This window comes from Paraburkholderia sp. J7 (assembly GCF_905220155.1).
GTDB lineage: Bacteria > Pseudomonadota > Gammaproteobacteria > Burkholderiales > Burkholderiaceae > Paraburkholderia.
The window spans coordinates 75,062-90,405 of the sequence record NZ_CAJMYZ010000025.1; the positions used below are offsets into that span (position 1 = coordinate 75,062).

Here is a 15,344-nt window from a genome sequence, read left to right on the forward strand (position 1 = left end):
TCCGAGGAAACCAGCATGAAAGTGATTACCGCAGTCAAGCGCGTCGTCGATTACAACGTGAAGGTCCGCGCGAAAGCGGACGGCAGCGGCGTCGATATCGGCAACGTCAAGATGTCGATGAATCCCTTCGACGAGATCGCCACCGAAGCGGCCACGCGCCTGAAGGAAGCGGGCCATGCCACGGAAGTCGTGGCCGTCTCGTGCGGCGTCGCGCAAAGCCAGGAAACGCTGCGCACCGCGCTCGCCATCGGCGCGGACCGCGGCATCCTCGTGGAAACCGCCGTGGAATTGCAGCCGCTTGCCGTCGCGAAGCTGCTGAAGGCCGTGATCGACAAAGAGCAGCCGCAACTGGTCATTCTCGGCAAGCAGGCCATCGACGACGACGCCGGTCAAACCGGCCAGCTGCTCGCCGCCCTGCTCGACTGGCCGCAGGCGACGTTCGCAAGCGCGATCGAAATCGGCGATGGCACGGCCACCGTCACGCGTGAAGTGGACGGCGGTCTAGAAGTCGTCTCGCTGCGCCTGCCCGCCATCGTGACGACCGACCTGCGCCTAAACGAGCCGCGCTACGTCACGCTGCCCAACATCATGAAGGCGAAGAAAAAGCCGATTGACACGCTCACGCCCGAGCAACTCAACGTCGATCCCGCACCGCGCCTGAAAACGCTCAAGGTCGTCGAGCCGCCCGTGCGCAAAGCCGGCGTGATCGTGCCAGATGTCGCCACGCTCGTCGAAAAACTGAAATCCGAAGCGAAGGTGATCTGAATGACAACTCTCGTAATTGCCGAACATGGCGAAGGTCAACTGAAGCCCGCGACGCTGCACACGATCGCCGCCGCGCAACAGATCGGCAACGGCGTGCACGTGCTCGTGACGGGTCATGCCGCGAGCGCCGTGGCGCAAGCCGCGAGCCATGTGGCCGGCGTCGACAAGGTCGTGCTGATCGATGCGCCGCATCTCGCGGACGCCCTTGCGGAGAATGTGGCGGCGCAGGTCCTGGCGCTCGCTTCCGACTACACGCATCTGCTCTTCCCCGCCACCGCGTTCGGCAAGAACGTCGCCCCGCGCGTGGCCGCGAAGCTCGACGCCTCGCAAATCTCCGACGTGATCGCCATTGACGCGCCGGACACATTCCAGCGCCCGATCTACGCCGGTAACGCCATTGCCACCGTGCAATCCAGCGACGCCGTGAAGGTCGCGACGATCCGCACGACCGCATTCGAAGCGGCGCAGCCGGAAGGCGGCAGCGCGTCGATCGCCGAAGCGCCGGCCGTGCCCGATCGCGGCCTCTCGTCGTTCATTCGCCGCGAGATCGCGGCAAGCGACCGGCCTGATCTCACCTCGGCGCGTGTGGTGGTGTCCGGCGGCCGCGGACTTGGCAGCGCCGAAGATTTCGCGCGCCTCGATCCGCTCGCCGAAAAGCTGGGCGCCGCGGTCGGCGCGTCGCGCGCCGCCGTCGATTCGGGCTATGCGCCGAATGATCTGCAAGTCGGGCAAACCGGCAAGATCGTCGCGCCGGAACTCTATGTCGCAGTCGGCATTTCGGGTGCGATCCAGCATCTCGCGGGCATGAAAGACTCGAAGGTGATCGTGGCAATCAATAAGGACGCCGATGCACCGATCTTCGGTGTGGCCGATTACGGTCTCGTTGCCGACCTGTTCGAGGCGGTGCCCGCCCTCGCTCAAGCGCTGTAATGCTGCGCGGCGTTCGCGCCGCGCTTTACGCCGATTCCTCACGCAGTAACCGGTTCGCCGTCTTCTCGATGCCTTCGCGAAGACGGCTTTTTTTGCGCCTGCGATCCGATGGACCTCAAACCTAAGTGGCACAGGGACACCTGGATACCCGTATAGCCATCACGCGGTGGCGCTCGCACATATTCGGTCGCACCTGAGTGACGTTCCGAATACATCGGGTCCGAATGTCCTCGCGAACGATAGCATGGCCCGGCGTGCGATAAGCTACGCCTATGGATATCCGCCAACTCAGGTACTTCGTTGCCATCGTCGATAGCGGCAGCCTCTCGAAAGCCGCCGAGCGGCTGTGCGTCGCGCAGCCCTCGTTGAGCCAGCAAGTTGCCAGCCTCGAAAGCGAACTCAAGAGCCAGTTGCTGCTGCGCAGCCACCAGGGCGTCCAGCCCACCGAAGCTGGCCGGGCGCTCTATCTACGAGCGCGCGACGTCTTGCGCCAGATCGAGCAGATTCCGCTTGCCGTGCAAGTGAAAGGCACCGAATCGGGCCAGGTCGCGATTGGCCTGCCAACCAGCGTTGCCGTCGTGTTCGCACTGCCGCTATACGAGTACGTGCGCCGCCACTATCCGGGCATTCGCCTGCATATCGTCGAGGGCATGAGCGGCTATCTGGCCGAACTGCTGGCCAACGGCCGCCTCGACATGGCGATACTCTTTCGCGAGGCCGAAACCCGCGGCATTGCCGTGCATCCGCTTTTCGAGGAAAGCCTGTACGTTTTCGGCGAAATCGAGGGCATCAGTGCGGGCGAGGACGTGCCGCTGCGCCGCCTCGCGGGCGTGCCGCTCGTGCTGCCCGGCGCGGCCAACGGCTTGAGGCTGCTGATCGAGCGGGCGTTCGCGCGCGCGGGTATCGAGCCCGAAGTCGTCGCCGACATCGATTCGCTGCCCACCATGCTGGCCATCGCGCGCCAGGGCGGCGGCGTCACCATCGTCTCTTCCGACGCATTCGGGCGCAGCGCCGACCAGCATCTGATCCACCGCCTCGTCGAACCTGAAATCGTGCGGGCGGTCGCGCTATGCGTACCCAACGCGCTGCCTACGAGCTCCGCCTCGCTCGCGATCCAGAAGGTCGTTGAGCAGCTCGTCGCCGAACTGGTGGAAAGCGGCGTATGGGCCGGCGTGCTGCGGCCGCCGGGTGAGCCCACCCAGCCGCGCCGCAAGCACCGGGGACCGTCGATATAGGCGTGGCCTATACCCGCTAGCCGCAATCGGTATTTCACAACGCGCGCCCGCACGGCTAGTCTGTCTCCTTCGAATCGATAGAAAACGTCCGCGAGACGTTCGAAGGAGACGCATGTACACGCAAATATTCGACCCAGTCGCTCATTCCATCGCGGCTTCCGCCGCGTTCGCGGCCCTCCCCCTGCTCACCCTGTTCGTGCTGCTCGGCGTGCTGCGCTTGCCCGCGCGCTGGGCCGCACTCGCCTCGCTCGTGGTCTCGATGATCGTCGCTGTGTTCGCCTACGGCATGCCGGCCGGCCAGGTGGTGAGCGGCGCGCTCGAAGGCGCGGCCATCGGCTTCTTCCCCATCATCTGGATCGGCATCAACGCGATCTGGCTGTTCAAGCTCACGCAGGAGAGCGGGCACGCCGACGTCCTGCGCCGCACGCTCGCCCATGTGAGTCCCGATCAACGCGTGCAGGCGGTGCTCATCGCCTTCTGCTTCGGCGCGCTGCTCGAAGCGCTCGCGGGTGGCGGCGCGCCTGTCGCGATTTGCGCCGTGCTGCTGATCTCGCTCGGCGTCGAGCCGATCAAGGCCGCCACCGTCTGCCTGATCGCCGACACGAGCCCGGTCGCGTTCGGCGCGCTCGGCCTGCCCATCACCGTGCTCGCCAAGATCACGCGCCTGCCGGTGCACGACATCAGCGTGATGGTCGGGCGTCAGGCGCCGCTGCTCTCGCTGTTCATTCCGCTCATGCTCGTGTTCATCCTCGACGGGCGCCGCGGCCTCAAGGAAGTCTGGCCGCTCGCCGCCGTCGCAGGGTTCGCATTTGCGTTCGCGCAGTTCGCCGGATCGATGCTGCTGCCCGTCGAGCTCGTCGACATCGTCGCCGCGCTGATCTGCGCGGGCGCATCGATCGTATTCCTGCGCGCATGGTCGCCCGCCGTGCTGCGCTCCGACCTGAACGCGCCGCAAGGCACGCTCGCCCAAGGTGGCGCGCGCAGCGCACTGGCTACCGGCAACGGTGGCCACGGCACGGGTCTCCAGGCTGCTGCCCTTGCCATGCCGATGACGGGCGGCGGCGCAGCGTTCGAGCGCAATGCGCAGCAAGGCGGCCCGGCGCGTGCGGCGTTCGCCGATACACCGCGCGATTCCCGTGCCGAAATCCTGCGTGCGCTCGCCCCCTATGCAGCCGTGATTCTCGTCGTCGCCGCAACGCAGATCGGCTTCATCGCGCACGCGATGGGCGCCTTGACGTCGACGTTCGCGTGGCCCGGCCTGCATGTCGTCGATCCGAAGGGGGCGCCGATCTCGGCCGTCACCGCCAAGTTCGAATGGTTGCTTTCGGCGGGCTCGATCGTGCTGATCGCAGGTGTGCTCTCCGTGCCGCTCCTCAAACTCGACGCCCGCACGGCCGCGCGCACGTATGTGAAAAACCTGCACGAGCTGCGCTGGGCCGTGTTCACCGTCTGCTGCGTGGTGGGCGTCGCGTACATCATGAATCTCTCCGGTCAGATCGTGACGCTCGGCATCTGGGCCGCGCGCGCGGGCACCGCGTTCGCACCCGTCTCGCCGGTGCTTGGCTGGTTCGCCACCGCGCTCACCGGCTCCGATACCTCGGCCAACGCGCTTTTCGGCATGTTGCAGCTCACCACCGCGCACCATACCGGCCTCTCGGACATCCTGCTTACTGCCGCCAACACCTCGGGCGGCGTGGTGGGCAAGGCAATCTCCCCGCAGAACCTCGCCGTCGGTGCGGTCGCCGTGGGCATGATCGGCCGCGAAGGCCTGCTGTTCCGGCGCGTCGCGGGCTGGACCGTGCTCATGATCGCCGCGCTCAGCCTGCTCGTGTGGGCGCAGTCCACGCCGCTGCTCGGCTGGATGGTGCCGTAACCCTGCGGTAACTCGAATCGCGCGGCACTCGCGCGCGCCTTCGCGCAGCGGTGCCGCAAACAAGCCAGTAAGGAACTCCCGACGTCATGCAAAACTCAGCACTTCCGCTTGCCGACATCACCGTCGTCTCGATCGAACAGGCCATCGCCGCGCCGCTCGCCAGCCGCCATCTGGCCGACTGGGGCGCACGCGTCATCAAGATCGAGCGCCCCGGCACGGGCGATTTCGCGCGCGGCTACGACACGGCCATGGACGGCCTCTCGAGCCAGTTCGTCTGGACCAACCGCTCGAAGGAGAGCCTCGCGCTCGACATCAAGGACGAGCAAGGCCAGGACACGCTGGAATCACTGCTTGCGCGCGCCGACGTGTTCATCCAGAACCTCGCGCCAGGCGCCGCGAAGCGCCAGGGACTCGACGCGAAGTCGCTGGTCGCCCGCTTTCCGCGCCTCGTGGCATGCGACATCTCGGGCTACGGCAGCGGCGGACCGTACAGCGACAAAAAAGCCTACGACCTGCTCGTGCAATGCGAAACCGGCTTTCTGTCGATCAACGGCACGCCCGAAACGCCGTCCAAATGCGGCCTCGCGATCGCCGACATCGCCACCGGGATGTACACGCTCAACGGCATCCTGATGGGCCTGCATCAGCGCGCGCGCACGGGACGCGGCATGGCCTTCGAGGTGTCGCTCTTCGACGCCATGACCGAGTGGATGAGCTACCCCGCCTACTACACGCGCGGCCGCGGCGAGCCGGTGCCGCGCAGCGGCGCGCGCCACGCGACGATCGCGCCGTACGGACCGTTCGCGACGGGAGACGGCAAGACGGTTTTCTTCGGTATCCAGAATGAACGCGAGTGGCAGAGCTTCTGCGCGGTGGTGCTTGGCGATGCGGCAATCGCCACCGATGCGCGCTACGTGACAAATTCGCTGCGCCTTGCCAACCGCGACGCACTGGAGCGCGCCATCACCGAACGCTTCGCTGCGTGGACGAGCGACGAAGTCCTCGCACGCCTTGACCGCGCGGCGATCGCCAACGGCAAGATGAACGATGTCGAAGCGCTGCTCGATCATCCGCAACTCGTGGAGCGCCAGCGCTACCGCAGCGTAGAGACGGAGCGCGGCGCGATGGACATGTTCGTGCCGCCCGTGACAATCGCGGGCGTGGAGCCCGTCATGGGACCGGTGCCCGCCGTGGGCCAGCATACCGAGGCGATTCTCGCGGAACTCGCCGCCCGGCGTGAAACCGCGCAGCGGAGCGAAGCATGAGCGCCCCCCGTATTACCCGCACCGTGCTCGCGGTGCCCGGCCATCGGCTCAAGATGCTGCAATCGGCCGCTGCAAGCGCGGCAGACGCGGTTTTCATCGATCTCGAAGACGCGGTTCCGCTCGACAAGAAGCACGAAGCCCTGTCCTGCGCCGTGCAGGCGCTCAACGAATTCGACTGGGGTTCGAAATGGGTGTCCGTACGCATCAACACGCGCGCGGACAGCGTGGCCGAACACGAGGTGGCGACGCTCGCGCGCGAGGCGGCCCGACTCGATGCGCTGCTCGTGCCGAAGGTCGAAAGCATCGCAACGGTGCACGAAATCGAGCGCCTGCTGCGGGCGCGGCCGTCGGCGTTTAGACCCGTCGCGATTGAAGCGCTGATCGAGACGGCGCGCGGGATCGTCCATGTCGATGACATCGCCGCGTCGAGCACCCAACTCGTTGCGCTGCACTTCGGCGTCGGCGACTTCTCCGCTTCGATTGGTGCGCGCAACGTCGATATCGGCGGGACGCATCCGGGCTATGCCCTCACGCTCAGGAACGACGCGGGCAACTATGCGACTACCGCGCTCGATCTCTGGACTTATCCGATGATGCGTCTGCTCGTGGCTGCACGCGCGTTCGGGCTGCGCGCCATCGACGGACCATGCGGCGCGTTTCGCGATCCCGTGCTCACACGTGCCTGGGCACTCAAGGCGGCGGCAATGGGCTACGACGGCAAGCAGGTCATTCACCCCGACCAGATCGCGCCGACGTGCGAGGCTTTCAGCCCTACGGCCGCCGAAGTGCACGACGCGCGCCGCACGATCGAGGCGCTCGAAACCGCTCAGGCCGCGGGACTCGCCGCGGTTTCACTCGATGGCAAGCTCGTGGACTTCGCCAACGTGCGCATGGCCCAACGTGTCCTCGCGATGGCGTCGGCGTAGCTGTATCTAATCGAGTGATGCTCGGTGGGTTGCAGGCAGATCTGCTCGGTGGGCGTGAACTGAAAGACCCGTCCGGGTTCCGACTTCTGACCGATGCAGTCGGAGCGACGATAAGCTAGCCCGCGCCGTTCACAGGCGTCTACTTCACGTGCTGGAACAGTCGTCTGCTTAGGGGTGTCGCGACCGACCGTTCAGTGTCGGGGAATGTGAGTTCACTGATGCAGGAAGCTGACGTTCGGCTGTTCGATGCCGCCACCGTCAGCAATCGGTGAGATTGCTGACGTAGAACCCGGCCTGCCCCGATGGCGGCTAAGGCCGAACTGTTGTCCCCGACAAGGCGACCTGGATGACCGGAACACTCCGCTACCTGTCCTTGAACCGCTAACAGGCGACCCGCTGGAGTGGGTCGAACAAAGCCCTTCCCCGAGACTCCGCAAAGAACCCAGAAAAGCGGGCCATGCCCGCTTTTCCATTACCCCATCTCGCGCATTCAGCGTCCCATCGCTCGCACCGCCTCAAACGCCGCCGTCACCATGCGCTCGACCACCGGCTCGACCTCGCCCGCGACTTCAGGCAGGTACTCAAACGGCGACGTCTCGCTCATATACGTCGACTGACACATTTCGAGCTGCACCGCGTGCACGCCCTTCTGCGGCTCGCCATACGCGCGTGTGTTGTAACCGCCCTTGAAGCGTCCGTTGGCGATCCACGTGAACGGCTGAGCGCCGAGCGTGCGCGTGATCGCGTCGAGCACGCCGGCGTCGCAACTCAGTCCGTTGTTCGTGCCGATGTTCAGGTCGGGCAGCTTGCCCTCGAAAAGGCGCGGCAGCACGCTCGCGATCGAATGCGCTTCCCACAGCAGCACGGCGCCGAATTCAGCCGTCAAGCGGTCGAGTTCGGCGCGCAGTTGCGCGTGATACGGGCGCCAGTACCGGTCGAGACGCCGCGCGACTTCGGCGGCGTTGGGGCCGGCGCCATTGCGATACAGCGGTTCGCCGCGAAACGTTTCGGTCGGGCACAGGCCGGTGGTCGTCTGGCCCGGATAGAGGCTTTCGCCCGAGGCCGGCCGGTTCAGGTCGATCACATAGCGCGACACGCGCGCGCCCAGCACCGAGGCGCCCATCTTTTTCGCGAACGCGTAGAGGCGATCGAGATGCCAGTCGGTGTCGGCGACTTCGCCGGCAACGTCGGTCAACTGCTCACGGATATCGGCGGGAATGGCCGTGCCCAGATGCGGAATGGAAACGAGCAGCGGCACGGTGCCGCGATGAAAATCGAAGATCGGGGAAATCATGCGGGAGGCATTGCGGTGACGTTGAGGGGAACGGCCTGCGTAACTACGCGGAAAGCGAGGGTGACGCTGCCGGCACGACACGGCCCGGATTCATCGTATCGTTCGGATCGAGCAGGTGCTTCATTTGCCGCATCAAGGCGATTTCGTTCGCGTCCTTGTAGAGCGACATCTCGGGCACGTGCAGCGAGCCGATGCCGTGCTCCGCGCTGAACGTGCCGCCCATCGCCGCCGCGATGTCGTAAAGGCGATGACTCAGCGCGAGCTGCAGAGCGGCCTTGTCCGCAACGCTCGCCCAGTATTCGTGCGAAAACATGGCGATGTAGTGGAGATTGCCGTCGCCCATATGGCCGACCACGACTTGCGTGGCCTGCGGATAGTGCTCCTCGAGCGTCTTCTCGGCGGCCTCCATGAAGTCGGGAATGCGGTACGTAGGCACGGCGATATCGTGCGTGAGCCCCATGCCTTCGCGGCCATTTGCCTCGGTCACGTGATGGCGGATGTGCCAAAGGTCCGCGCGCTGCTGCGCGCTCGCGGCCACCACCGCGTCGACGATCACGCCGGCTTCGAACGACGGCGCGAGCGCATCCGTCAAGCGAGCGGCGATTGCTTCATCGTCGCCCGACGAAGCCGCCAGTTCGACGAGCACCATCCACGCCGGCGTTTTGTCGAACGGATTGCGCGCCTTCGCGGCATGACGCAGCGAGATTTCGAATTCGCTGCGCGAGATGAGTTCGAGCCCGACCAGTTCCCCCGGGAATGCGGCTTGAAGCTTGAGCCCTTCCTGCACGGCGGCGTGCACCGTATCGACGCCCAACATGGCCGTGGCCGTCGCGCGCGGACGCGGATACAGCTTCAACGCAGCCTGCGTGACCACGCCGAGCGTGCCCTCCGCGCCCACGAACAGGTTCTTCAGGTCGTAGCCGCTGTTGTTCTTGCGCAGCGTGCGAATGCCGTTCCAGATGCGCCCGTCGGCGAGCACGACTTCGAGCCCGAGCACGAGATCGCGCGTGTTGCCGAAGCGCAGCACGTTGGTGCCGCCCGCATTCGTCGCGATGTTGCCGCCGATCTGGCACGAGCCTTCCGCGCCGAGCGTGAGCGGAAAAATGCGGTCGGCGTCGAGGGCGGCTTGCTGGAGATCGGCCAGAATGCAGCCGGCCTCGACGGTCATCGAATTGTTGTCGGCGTTGACCTCGATGATGTGGTTCATCTTCGCGAGATTCAGCAGGATGCTGTTACCCGAAGCGTCCGGTACCGAGCCACCGCACACGCTCGTGTTGCCGCCTTGCGGAAACACCTTCACGCCACGCGCGTTGCACCATGCGAGGACACGCGACACCTGCGCTGTATCGCGCGGAAACACGACGCACGCGGCGCGTCCCGAATGGCGCTTGCGCCAGTCGATCAAATGCGGCGCCATGTCGGCGTCGCTCTCCAGCACATTGGCGACGCCCGCGAGTTCGCGCATCGCCTCGATAATCATGGCTTGATTCATGGTTCGTTCACTTCCTCAACACGACGGCGTCGCGCGCGGCCCAGCGCACGGCCAGTTGCTGCCCCACGTTCGCGCGCTCCGCGGCGCGCGCCGAAATGCCCTTCACGAGCAGCGTCGCGCCGTCTGCGAGCGTCAGCTCGAAGCGCGTCATGCCGCCCACGAACGATACCTGCGCAATCGTGCCCGTGCACGTGTTGTCGTCCTCGGGTTGCATTTGCTCCACCACGTCGATCTTTTCCGGGCGCACGAGCACCTTGACTTTCGAGCCGATCGCATGTCCTTGCGTGCTGCGCACCTTGAGCACGCGATTCGCGGAAACACGCACCACCCCTTCGGCCTGCACGACGCCTTCGATCAGGTTCGACTCGCCAACGAAGTCCGCGACGAACTCGTTGACGGGCTCGAAATACAATTCGTCGGGCGTGCCGAGTTGCGCGATGCGGCCGCCGTTCATGAGGCACACGCGGTCAGAGAGGTTGAGCGCCTCTTCCTGATCGTGCGTGACGTAGACGAGCGTGGTGCCGAGGTCGCGGTGCAGGCGCTTGATCTCGCCTTGCAACTGGTCGCGCAGCTTTTTGTCGAGCGCGCCGAGCGGCTCGTCCATCAGGATCACCGAAGGCGAATAGACGATGCAGCGCGCAATGCCCACGCGTTGCTGCTGGCCGCCCGACATCTCGCGAGGCTTGCGATTCTCGTAGCCCGTGAGCCCGACCCGCTCGAGCGCGTTGCGCACGCGCTGCTGGATCTCCGACTTCGCGACGCCGCGAATGCGCAGCGGAAACGCCACGTTGTCGAACACATTCAAATGCGGCAGCAGCGCGTAGTTCTGGAACACCATGCCAAGGCCGCGCTCGCGCGGCGGCACGGTCGACACGTCCTTGCCGTCGAGCACGATGGTGCCTTCGGTCGGTGCGACCGCGCCCGCGATAATGTTGAGAATCGTGCTCTTGCCCGATCCGCTCGGCCCGAGCAGGCTCAGGAATTCGCCCTTGCGGATCGAAAAATCCGTGCTGTGCAGAGCAATCGCGCTGCCGTAATGCTTGCTCACGCCGCGAAAAACGATCATCTCTTCAGTGTTGCGCTGCGTCGCCGCGACGCTGCCCGAGGCTTCCTTGGCCGCTTGCGCGATGCCTGGCAGCGGACGGCCATCGTTATCCAGTAGAACGTGTGACATGTTTTTCTCCAACCTCAATGCGACGATTCGGGCGCAGCCGGCTGAAGCCAAACCGACACGCAACAGAAAACCAGCGAAAGCAATGTGAGCAGTGCGGAAACGGCGGCGATCACGGGTGAAATGTCCCATTGAATGCTGCTGTACATCCGCACCGGCAACGTAGTCGTTTCGGGGCTCGTGAGAAACCACGCAATAACGACCTCGTCGAACGACACGAGAAACGCGAACAGCGCGCCCGCGAGAATCGACGGGCGAAGCTGCGGCAGGACCACCTTGAAGAACACGGTGCGGCGCTCCGCGCCCATGATCGTGGTGGCGAATTCGAGCGCCGGGTCGAGCTTCTTCACGCCGGCCATCACGGTCATCATCATGAACGGCGTGACATACGCGACATGGCTCACGACGAGGCCAAGCGTCGAGCCGACCAGATGCAGCCGCGACAGGTACAAATAGAGGCCAAGCGACATCACGATCACGGGAACCAGAATCGGACTCATGAGCAGCAACATCACGAAGCGCTTGCCGGGAAATTCGTGGCGCACGAGCCCGTATGCGGCAGGCACGCCCAAGAGCACGGAAACGACCGTGGTGAGACTCGCGACCTTCAGGCTCTGCAGGATTGGTCCAACCCAGCTATCCGACGTGAAGAGATGCACGTACAGCGACATCGACCACACACGCGGCGGGAACGTCAGCTCGCCGTCGCCGCCGAACGAAATCGGAATGACGATGAGCGTGGGCACCAGAATGAAGACGTACACCAGAATGGCGATGACGTTGCGCAGCCGCGCGTAACGACGCGCGAGCCCATCGACCACGACACCGCGCCGGACTGCCGGCAAACCTGCTTGCATCGATGTGCTCATGCCATCACCTTTTTTGAATCGCGCTTCTGGAACCGCTCCGCGCCGAGCGCCGCGAGCGTGACGATACCGAGCAGGATCACGCCGATCGCCGACGCCATATTCCAGTCCATTGTTTCGCGCGTGTAGAAGTCGACGAGATTGGACATCATCGCGTCCTTGCGGCCGCCCAGCAGCGCGGGAATCACGAAAAAGCCCATCGACATGACCGTGGTGCTCAACGCCGCAGCCGCGATACCGGGCATGGACAGCGGCAGCGTGATGCGAAAGAAGATGCGCGGCGGCTTCGCGCCCATGATTTCCGAAGCGCGGTATAGCGACTGGTCGATGGCGAGCAGACTCGCGAGCACCGGAAAGACGATGAACGGAATCAGATAGTTGGTCATGCCGACCATCACGCCGAAGCGGTTGAACAGCATCGGCAGCTGGACATGCGTGGCGAACACGACCGATAACAGCTTGTTGACCAGCCCGTCACGGCCGAGCAGGACCGTGAATGCATAGCTCTTCACGAGAATGCTGGTCCAGAACGGCACCAGCACGAGCACCATGTAGAGGGCCCGTTTCTTCGGCGTTTGCTTCGCGAGATGCATGGCAATGGGATAGCCGAGCAGCAGGCTGCACAACGACGCGCAGATGCTGATCTGAAACGTCGACCACAAGGTGCGCAGGAAGAGTTCACTGCCGAAGAGGCGTCGATAGGCCGAAAGCGACACGCCGTCATTCACCCAGACACTCGTGTAGACCACATACATCAGCGGCACGAACACCACGAGAAACAAAAATACCGTTGCCGGGCCGACGTACAGCAACCCATCCTTTCTGCCTTTCATTACTCCTCCTACCGCTGAAATGCTTGACTGCGGACCATACGACCGCCGCTATTGCGACGGCCTTTTTTACCTCGACGTTACGACAGCACCCACTCCTTGAAACGCAGTGTGAGTTCGTCGTAATGGTCGGTCCACCAGACATCGTTGCTGATGAGGTTCATCTTGTTGTTCGGGTCCGACAGCCATTTGCGCACGTCGGGTTTGACGAGCGGGAGCGCCTTCTTGCTCGCCGGCGTGTTGCCGAGATAATCCATGAGCGCCGCCTGACGATCGGGGCGCATGGCGAACTGCACGAACTTCATCGCGTTCGCCTTGTTGGGCGCGTTCTTCAGAACGACGAGATACTCGAGACCGGTGAGCGTTTGTTTAAACGAGAAGTCGATCGGCTTGCCCGCTTCCTGCGCGGCCTTCACGCGCGTCGAATACGTGTAGCTGTAATCGACCTGGCCCGTTTCCACGAGCGAAACTGTTTGGGGCGTCTGGTCCACCCACTTGCCGATAGACGGCTTGATGCGGTCCAGTACGCGAAACGCGCGGTCGACGTCGAGCGGATAAATCTTTTCCGGCGGCACGCCGTCGGCGAGCAAGGCGATTTCGAGCGTTTCGCTCGCGCGGTTGCGCAGCGTGCGCTGGCCGGGAAACTTCTTCACGTCGAAGTAATCGGCGAAGGTTTCCGGGTGCTTGCCGGCCGGGTGCTTGCTGTTGTCCCAGCAAATGCCGCCCGTGAAGCCGTAGAACGGCACGGCGAATTTCGTCATCGGCGCAATCAGGTCGCTGCGGTCGAATGATGCCGGATCGAGCGGTTCCCAATAGCCGTTTTTCGCACCCGTCATCGCCATTGGACCGACCGCATCGAACACGTCCCATTGCACGTTGTTCGTCATCACCTGCGCCTTCACGCGGGCAAGATCGGGCGTGTCGACGAGCGTCACGTGCACGCCGAATTCCTTTTCGAACGGCTTGGCGAGCGCTTCGTCAACACCCTGATGATAGTTGCCGCCCCAGCTCACGACCGTGAGATTGCTCGCAGCGGCCGCCTTGCGTGAAGTGATGATCATCGGCGCGGCAACGGCCGTCGAGAGTAGCGTGACGCCCGCCGCCTGAAGAAAGCGACGACGCGGAAGAATGATGTTGTTATCGGATGACATGGTCTTCTCTCTTAACGTATCGATGGTCTCTGTGCGACTCAAACGCCCGCCGCGGATGGGGAACAGGCGTCCTCGCGCGCGACGAGCGGCGCCATGACGTCGGCGAGGCGCTGGCGCAGCGCCGCGGAAGCAGGCTTGAGCGGCGGCAGCACGTCGCCGAACGCGAGGCCTTGAAGCGTCAGCGCGGCTTTGATGGGCGCGGGATTCGGCTCGGCGAAGATGGCGTCGATGAGCGGGCGCAACGTGGCGTGCAGCGCGACGGCCTGTTCGAGTTGGCCGTTCGACGCCAGCGCGAGCACACGCGCCCACTGCTTCGGCACGAGGTTCGAGCTGGAGATGATGCCGCCGACGGCACCCATGGCGACGTGCAGCGGCAGTACGTCTTCCTCGCCGCTCAGAATGGCGATCTTCGACGCGCAGAGTTCGGCCGCGCGCATTTGCGTGGCGAGATCCGGATTGCAGGCCTTGATGCCGACGACGCGCGTGAGCGCGGCGAGCTTCGCGACGGTTTCGTAATGGAGCGAGACGCCCGTGCGATACGGGATTTCGTAGAGGATGATGTCGGCGTCGACTGCATCGGAGAAACGCTGGTAGTACTCGACGATGCCTTCCTGTGTGGGCCGGAAATAATACGGCGTGACGACCATGAGCGCCTTCGCGCCAGCCTTCACAAAGGCCTTGGCGTTGTCGATGGCGTCGCCAAGTCCTGGCGCGAGAATGCCCGGCACGACGGGCAGCGCGCCGGCCGCCGCTTCGAGCGACGTTTCGACGACACGCAGACGCTCCGCGAACGACAGCGCCGTGTACTCGCCCGTGCCGCCGAGCGGCACGACACCGTCCGCGCCGGCTTCGATGAGCCGGCCGATCTGCGCGGCAAGCGGCGCGGCGACGAAATGGCCGTCTGCGTCGAGAGGAGTGGGAACTGCCGTCAAAATACCTGCATAGGGATGCAACGTGCTCATCGATGCGCTCTTCAATAGTGGTACGGCCTGGGTCGCCGAGGATCTGAATGACACTCCATGGTTTGAACGATAAGGAGGCAAAAAAACCGGACACGCACCATCAGTGCCAGTTACCCTCTTTATAAGACCTGGTTATTCAATGGGGCCTGGAGCAGGCGGGATGGGGCTGCGCAGCCTCGCGAGACGGCCTGGCGGGCGCAAACAAACGTGATAAACGCGGCGGTTTGAGGGTTTCCCCTGATGTGACCCTCTGATGGTTCTCAGGGGCATGTGCATCGAGAGCATTGTCGCCTTATGCGAACGGGCGTGGTCCCCATCCATCCGTGACCTCTTGTCCGACGATTTCGCAATGTCCGGGCGATTCGAACGCGTTTTTTCAATTCTGGCAATGCTTGTCGACGGCGGAAGGTCGTCCGGACATAGGCGAAATGCCAGTATTATGATGCTGTTGCGATAAGTATTCTTATCAAAAGGTGCCTATTTTTATATCAAACTACGCAAACTCAATAATCGCCGGATGCGGTCCCGCGTCCCACCCTCGGCTGACCCTGTCGGCCTGCCCGATGCTGGTGAACCCGCAATCC

General features: G+C 64.2%; 13 protein-coding genes. 6 read left to right on the forward strand and 7 right to left on the reverse strand.

Features of this window, described 5'->3' with window-relative positions:
- The first annotated feature begins 15 nt into the window (after window positions 1-15).
- From U5A58_RS32860 to U5A58_RS32885, 6 genes are all read left to right on the forward strand, one after another.
- Window positions 16-765: an electron transfer flavoprotein subunit beta/FixA family protein gene (locus U5A58_RS32860; RefSeq protein WP_321916316.1), complete on the forward strand. Its 750-nt coding sequence runs from the start codon at window positions 16-18 to the stop codon at window positions 763-765.
- Entirely contained in the window at window positions 766-1,695 is a 930-nt protein-coding gene (locus tag U5A58_RS32865; RefSeq protein WP_321964547.1) for an electron transfer flavoprotein subunit alpha/FixB family protein, read from the forward strand.
- 272 nt (window positions 1,696-1,967) lie between these two features.
- Window positions 1,968-2,930: a LysR substrate-binding domain-containing protein gene (locus U5A58_RS32870; RefSeq protein WP_321964548.1), complete on the forward strand. Its 963-nt coding sequence runs from the start codon at window positions 1,968-1,970 to the stop codon at window positions 2,928-2,930.
- A 112-nt stretch (window positions 2,931-3,042) separates the two neighbouring features.
- Window positions 3,043-4,803, forward strand: a complete 1,761-nt coding sequence (locus U5A58_RS32875; RefSeq protein ID WP_321964549.1) for an L-lactate permease — start codon at window positions 3,043-3,045, stop codon at window positions 4,801-4,803.
- Window positions 4,804-4,889: 86 nt separating this feature from the next.
- Window positions 4,890-6,068 (forward strand): CaiB/BaiF CoA-transferase family protein, encoded by a 1,179-nt coding sequence (locus U5A58_RS32880; RefSeq protein ID WP_321964550.1) that lies wholly within the window; start codon window positions 4,890-4,892, stop codon window positions 6,066-6,068.
- On the forward strand, window positions 6,065-6,994 hold the full coding sequence (locus tag U5A58_RS32885; RefSeq protein WP_321964551.1) for a CoA ester lyase: 930 nt from the start codon (window positions 6,065-6,067) through the stop codon (window positions 6,992-6,994). Before U5A58_RS32880 ends, U5A58_RS32885 begins: the two co-directional genes overlap by 4 nt.
- 490 nt (window positions 6,995-7,484) lie before the next feature.
- Here U5A58_RS32885 and hutG read toward each other — a convergent pair whose 3' ends face one another.
- From hutG to dapA, 7 genes are all read right to left on the reverse strand, one after another.
- Window positions 7,485-8,288, reverse strand: coding sequence for an N-formylglutamate deformylase (hutG, locus tag U5A58_RS32890; protein ID WP_321964552.1), 804 nt, complete (start codon window positions 8,286-8,288; stop codon window positions 7,485-7,487).
- 43 nt (window positions 8,289-8,331) lie between these two features.
- Window positions 8,332-9,780: an FAD-binding oxidoreductase gene (locus U5A58_RS32895; RefSeq protein ID WP_321964553.1), complete on the reverse strand. Its 1,449-nt coding sequence runs from the start codon at window positions 9,778-9,780 to the stop codon at window positions 8,332-8,334.
- A gap of 7 nt (window positions 9,781-9,787) precedes the next feature.
- Window positions 9,788-10,954, reverse strand: coding sequence for an ABC transporter ATP-binding protein (locus U5A58_RS32900; protein ID WP_321939093.1), 1,167 nt, complete (start codon window positions 10,952-10,954; stop codon window positions 9,788-9,790).
- A 14-nt stretch (window positions 10,955-10,968) separates the two neighbouring features.
- A complete protein-coding gene (locus U5A58_RS32905) occupies window positions 10,969-11,820 on the reverse strand; it encodes an ABC transporter permease (RefSeq protein WP_321916323.1) in 852 nt (283 codons plus the stop codon).
- Window positions 11,817-12,650 carry an ABC transporter permease gene (locus U5A58_RS32910; protein ID WP_321964554.1) on the reverse strand — a complete coding sequence of 278 codons (834 nt, stop codon included), beginning with the start codon at window positions 12,648-12,650 and terminating at the stop codon, window positions 11,817-11,819. The genes U5A58_RS32905 and U5A58_RS32910 overlap by 4 nt, the downstream gene beginning before the upstream one ends.
- A 77-nt stretch (window positions 12,651-12,727) precedes the next feature.
- Window positions 12,728-13,798, reverse strand: a complete 1,071-nt coding sequence (locus U5A58_RS32915) for an ABC transporter substrate-binding protein (RefSeq protein WP_321964555.1) — start codon at window positions 13,796-13,798, stop codon at window positions 12,728-12,730.
- Between the two features lie 38 nt (window positions 13,799-13,836).
- A complete protein-coding gene (gene dapA / locus U5A58_RS32920) occupies window positions 13,837-14,760 on the reverse strand; it encodes a 4-hydroxy-tetrahydrodipicolinate synthase (protein WP_321916327.1) in 924 nt (307 codons plus the stop codon).
- Window positions 14,761-15,344 lie beyond the last annotated feature (584 nt).

Excerpts from the sequence above, each read along its gene's own strand:
- U5A58_RS32865 (WP_321964547.1), top strand. The coding sequence starts at position 766 with ATGACAACTCTCGTAATTGCCGAACATGGCGAAGGTCAACTGAAGCCC.
- U5A58_RS32885 (WP_321964551.1), top strand. The coding sequence starts at position 6,065 with ATGAGCGCCCCCCGTATTACCCGCACCGTGCTCGCGGTGCCCGGCCAT.
- U5A58_RS32905 (WP_321916323.1), bottom strand. The coding sequence starts at position 11,820 with ATGAGCACATCGATGCAAGCAGGTTTGCCGGCAGTCCGGCGCGGTGTC.
- U5A58_RS32900 (WP_321939093.1), bottom strand. The coding sequence starts at position 10,954 with ATGTCACACGTTCTACTGGATAACGATGGCCGTCCGCTGCCAGGCATC.
- dapA (WP_321916327.1), bottom strand. The coding sequence starts at position 14,760 with ATGAGCACGTTGCATCCCTATGCAGGTATTTTGACGGCAGTTCCCACT.
- hutG (WP_321964552.1), bottom strand. The coding sequence starts at position 8,288 with ATGATTTCCCCGATCTTCGATTTTCATCGCGGCACCGTGCCGCTGCTC.
- U5A58_RS32860 (WP_321916316.1), top strand. The coding sequence starts at position 16 with ATGAAAGTGATTACCGCAGTCAAGCGCGTCGTCGATTACAACGTGAAG.
- U5A58_RS32915 (WP_321964555.1), bottom strand. The coding sequence starts at position 13,798 with ATGTCATCCGATAACAACATCATTCTTCCGCGTCGTCGCTTTCTTCAG.
- U5A58_RS32880 (WP_321964550.1), top strand. The coding sequence starts at position 4,890 with ATGCAAAACTCAGCACTTCCGCTTGCCGACATCACCGTCGTCTCGATC.
- U5A58_RS32895 (WP_321964553.1), bottom strand. The coding sequence starts at position 9,780 with ATGAATCAAGCCATGATTATCGAGGCGATGCGCGAACTCGCGGGCGTC.
- U5A58_RS32870 (WP_321964548.1), top strand. The coding sequence starts at position 1,968 with ATGGATATCCGCCAACTCAGGTACTTCGTTGCCATCGTCGATAGCGGC.
- U5A58_RS32875 (WP_321964549.1), top strand. The coding sequence starts at position 3,043 with ATGTACACGCAAATATTCGACCCAGTCGCTCATTCCATCGCGGCTTCC.
- U5A58_RS32910 (WP_321964554.1), bottom strand. The coding sequence starts at position 12,650 with ATGAAAGGCAGAAAGGATGGGTTGCTGTACGTCGGCCCGGCAACGGTA.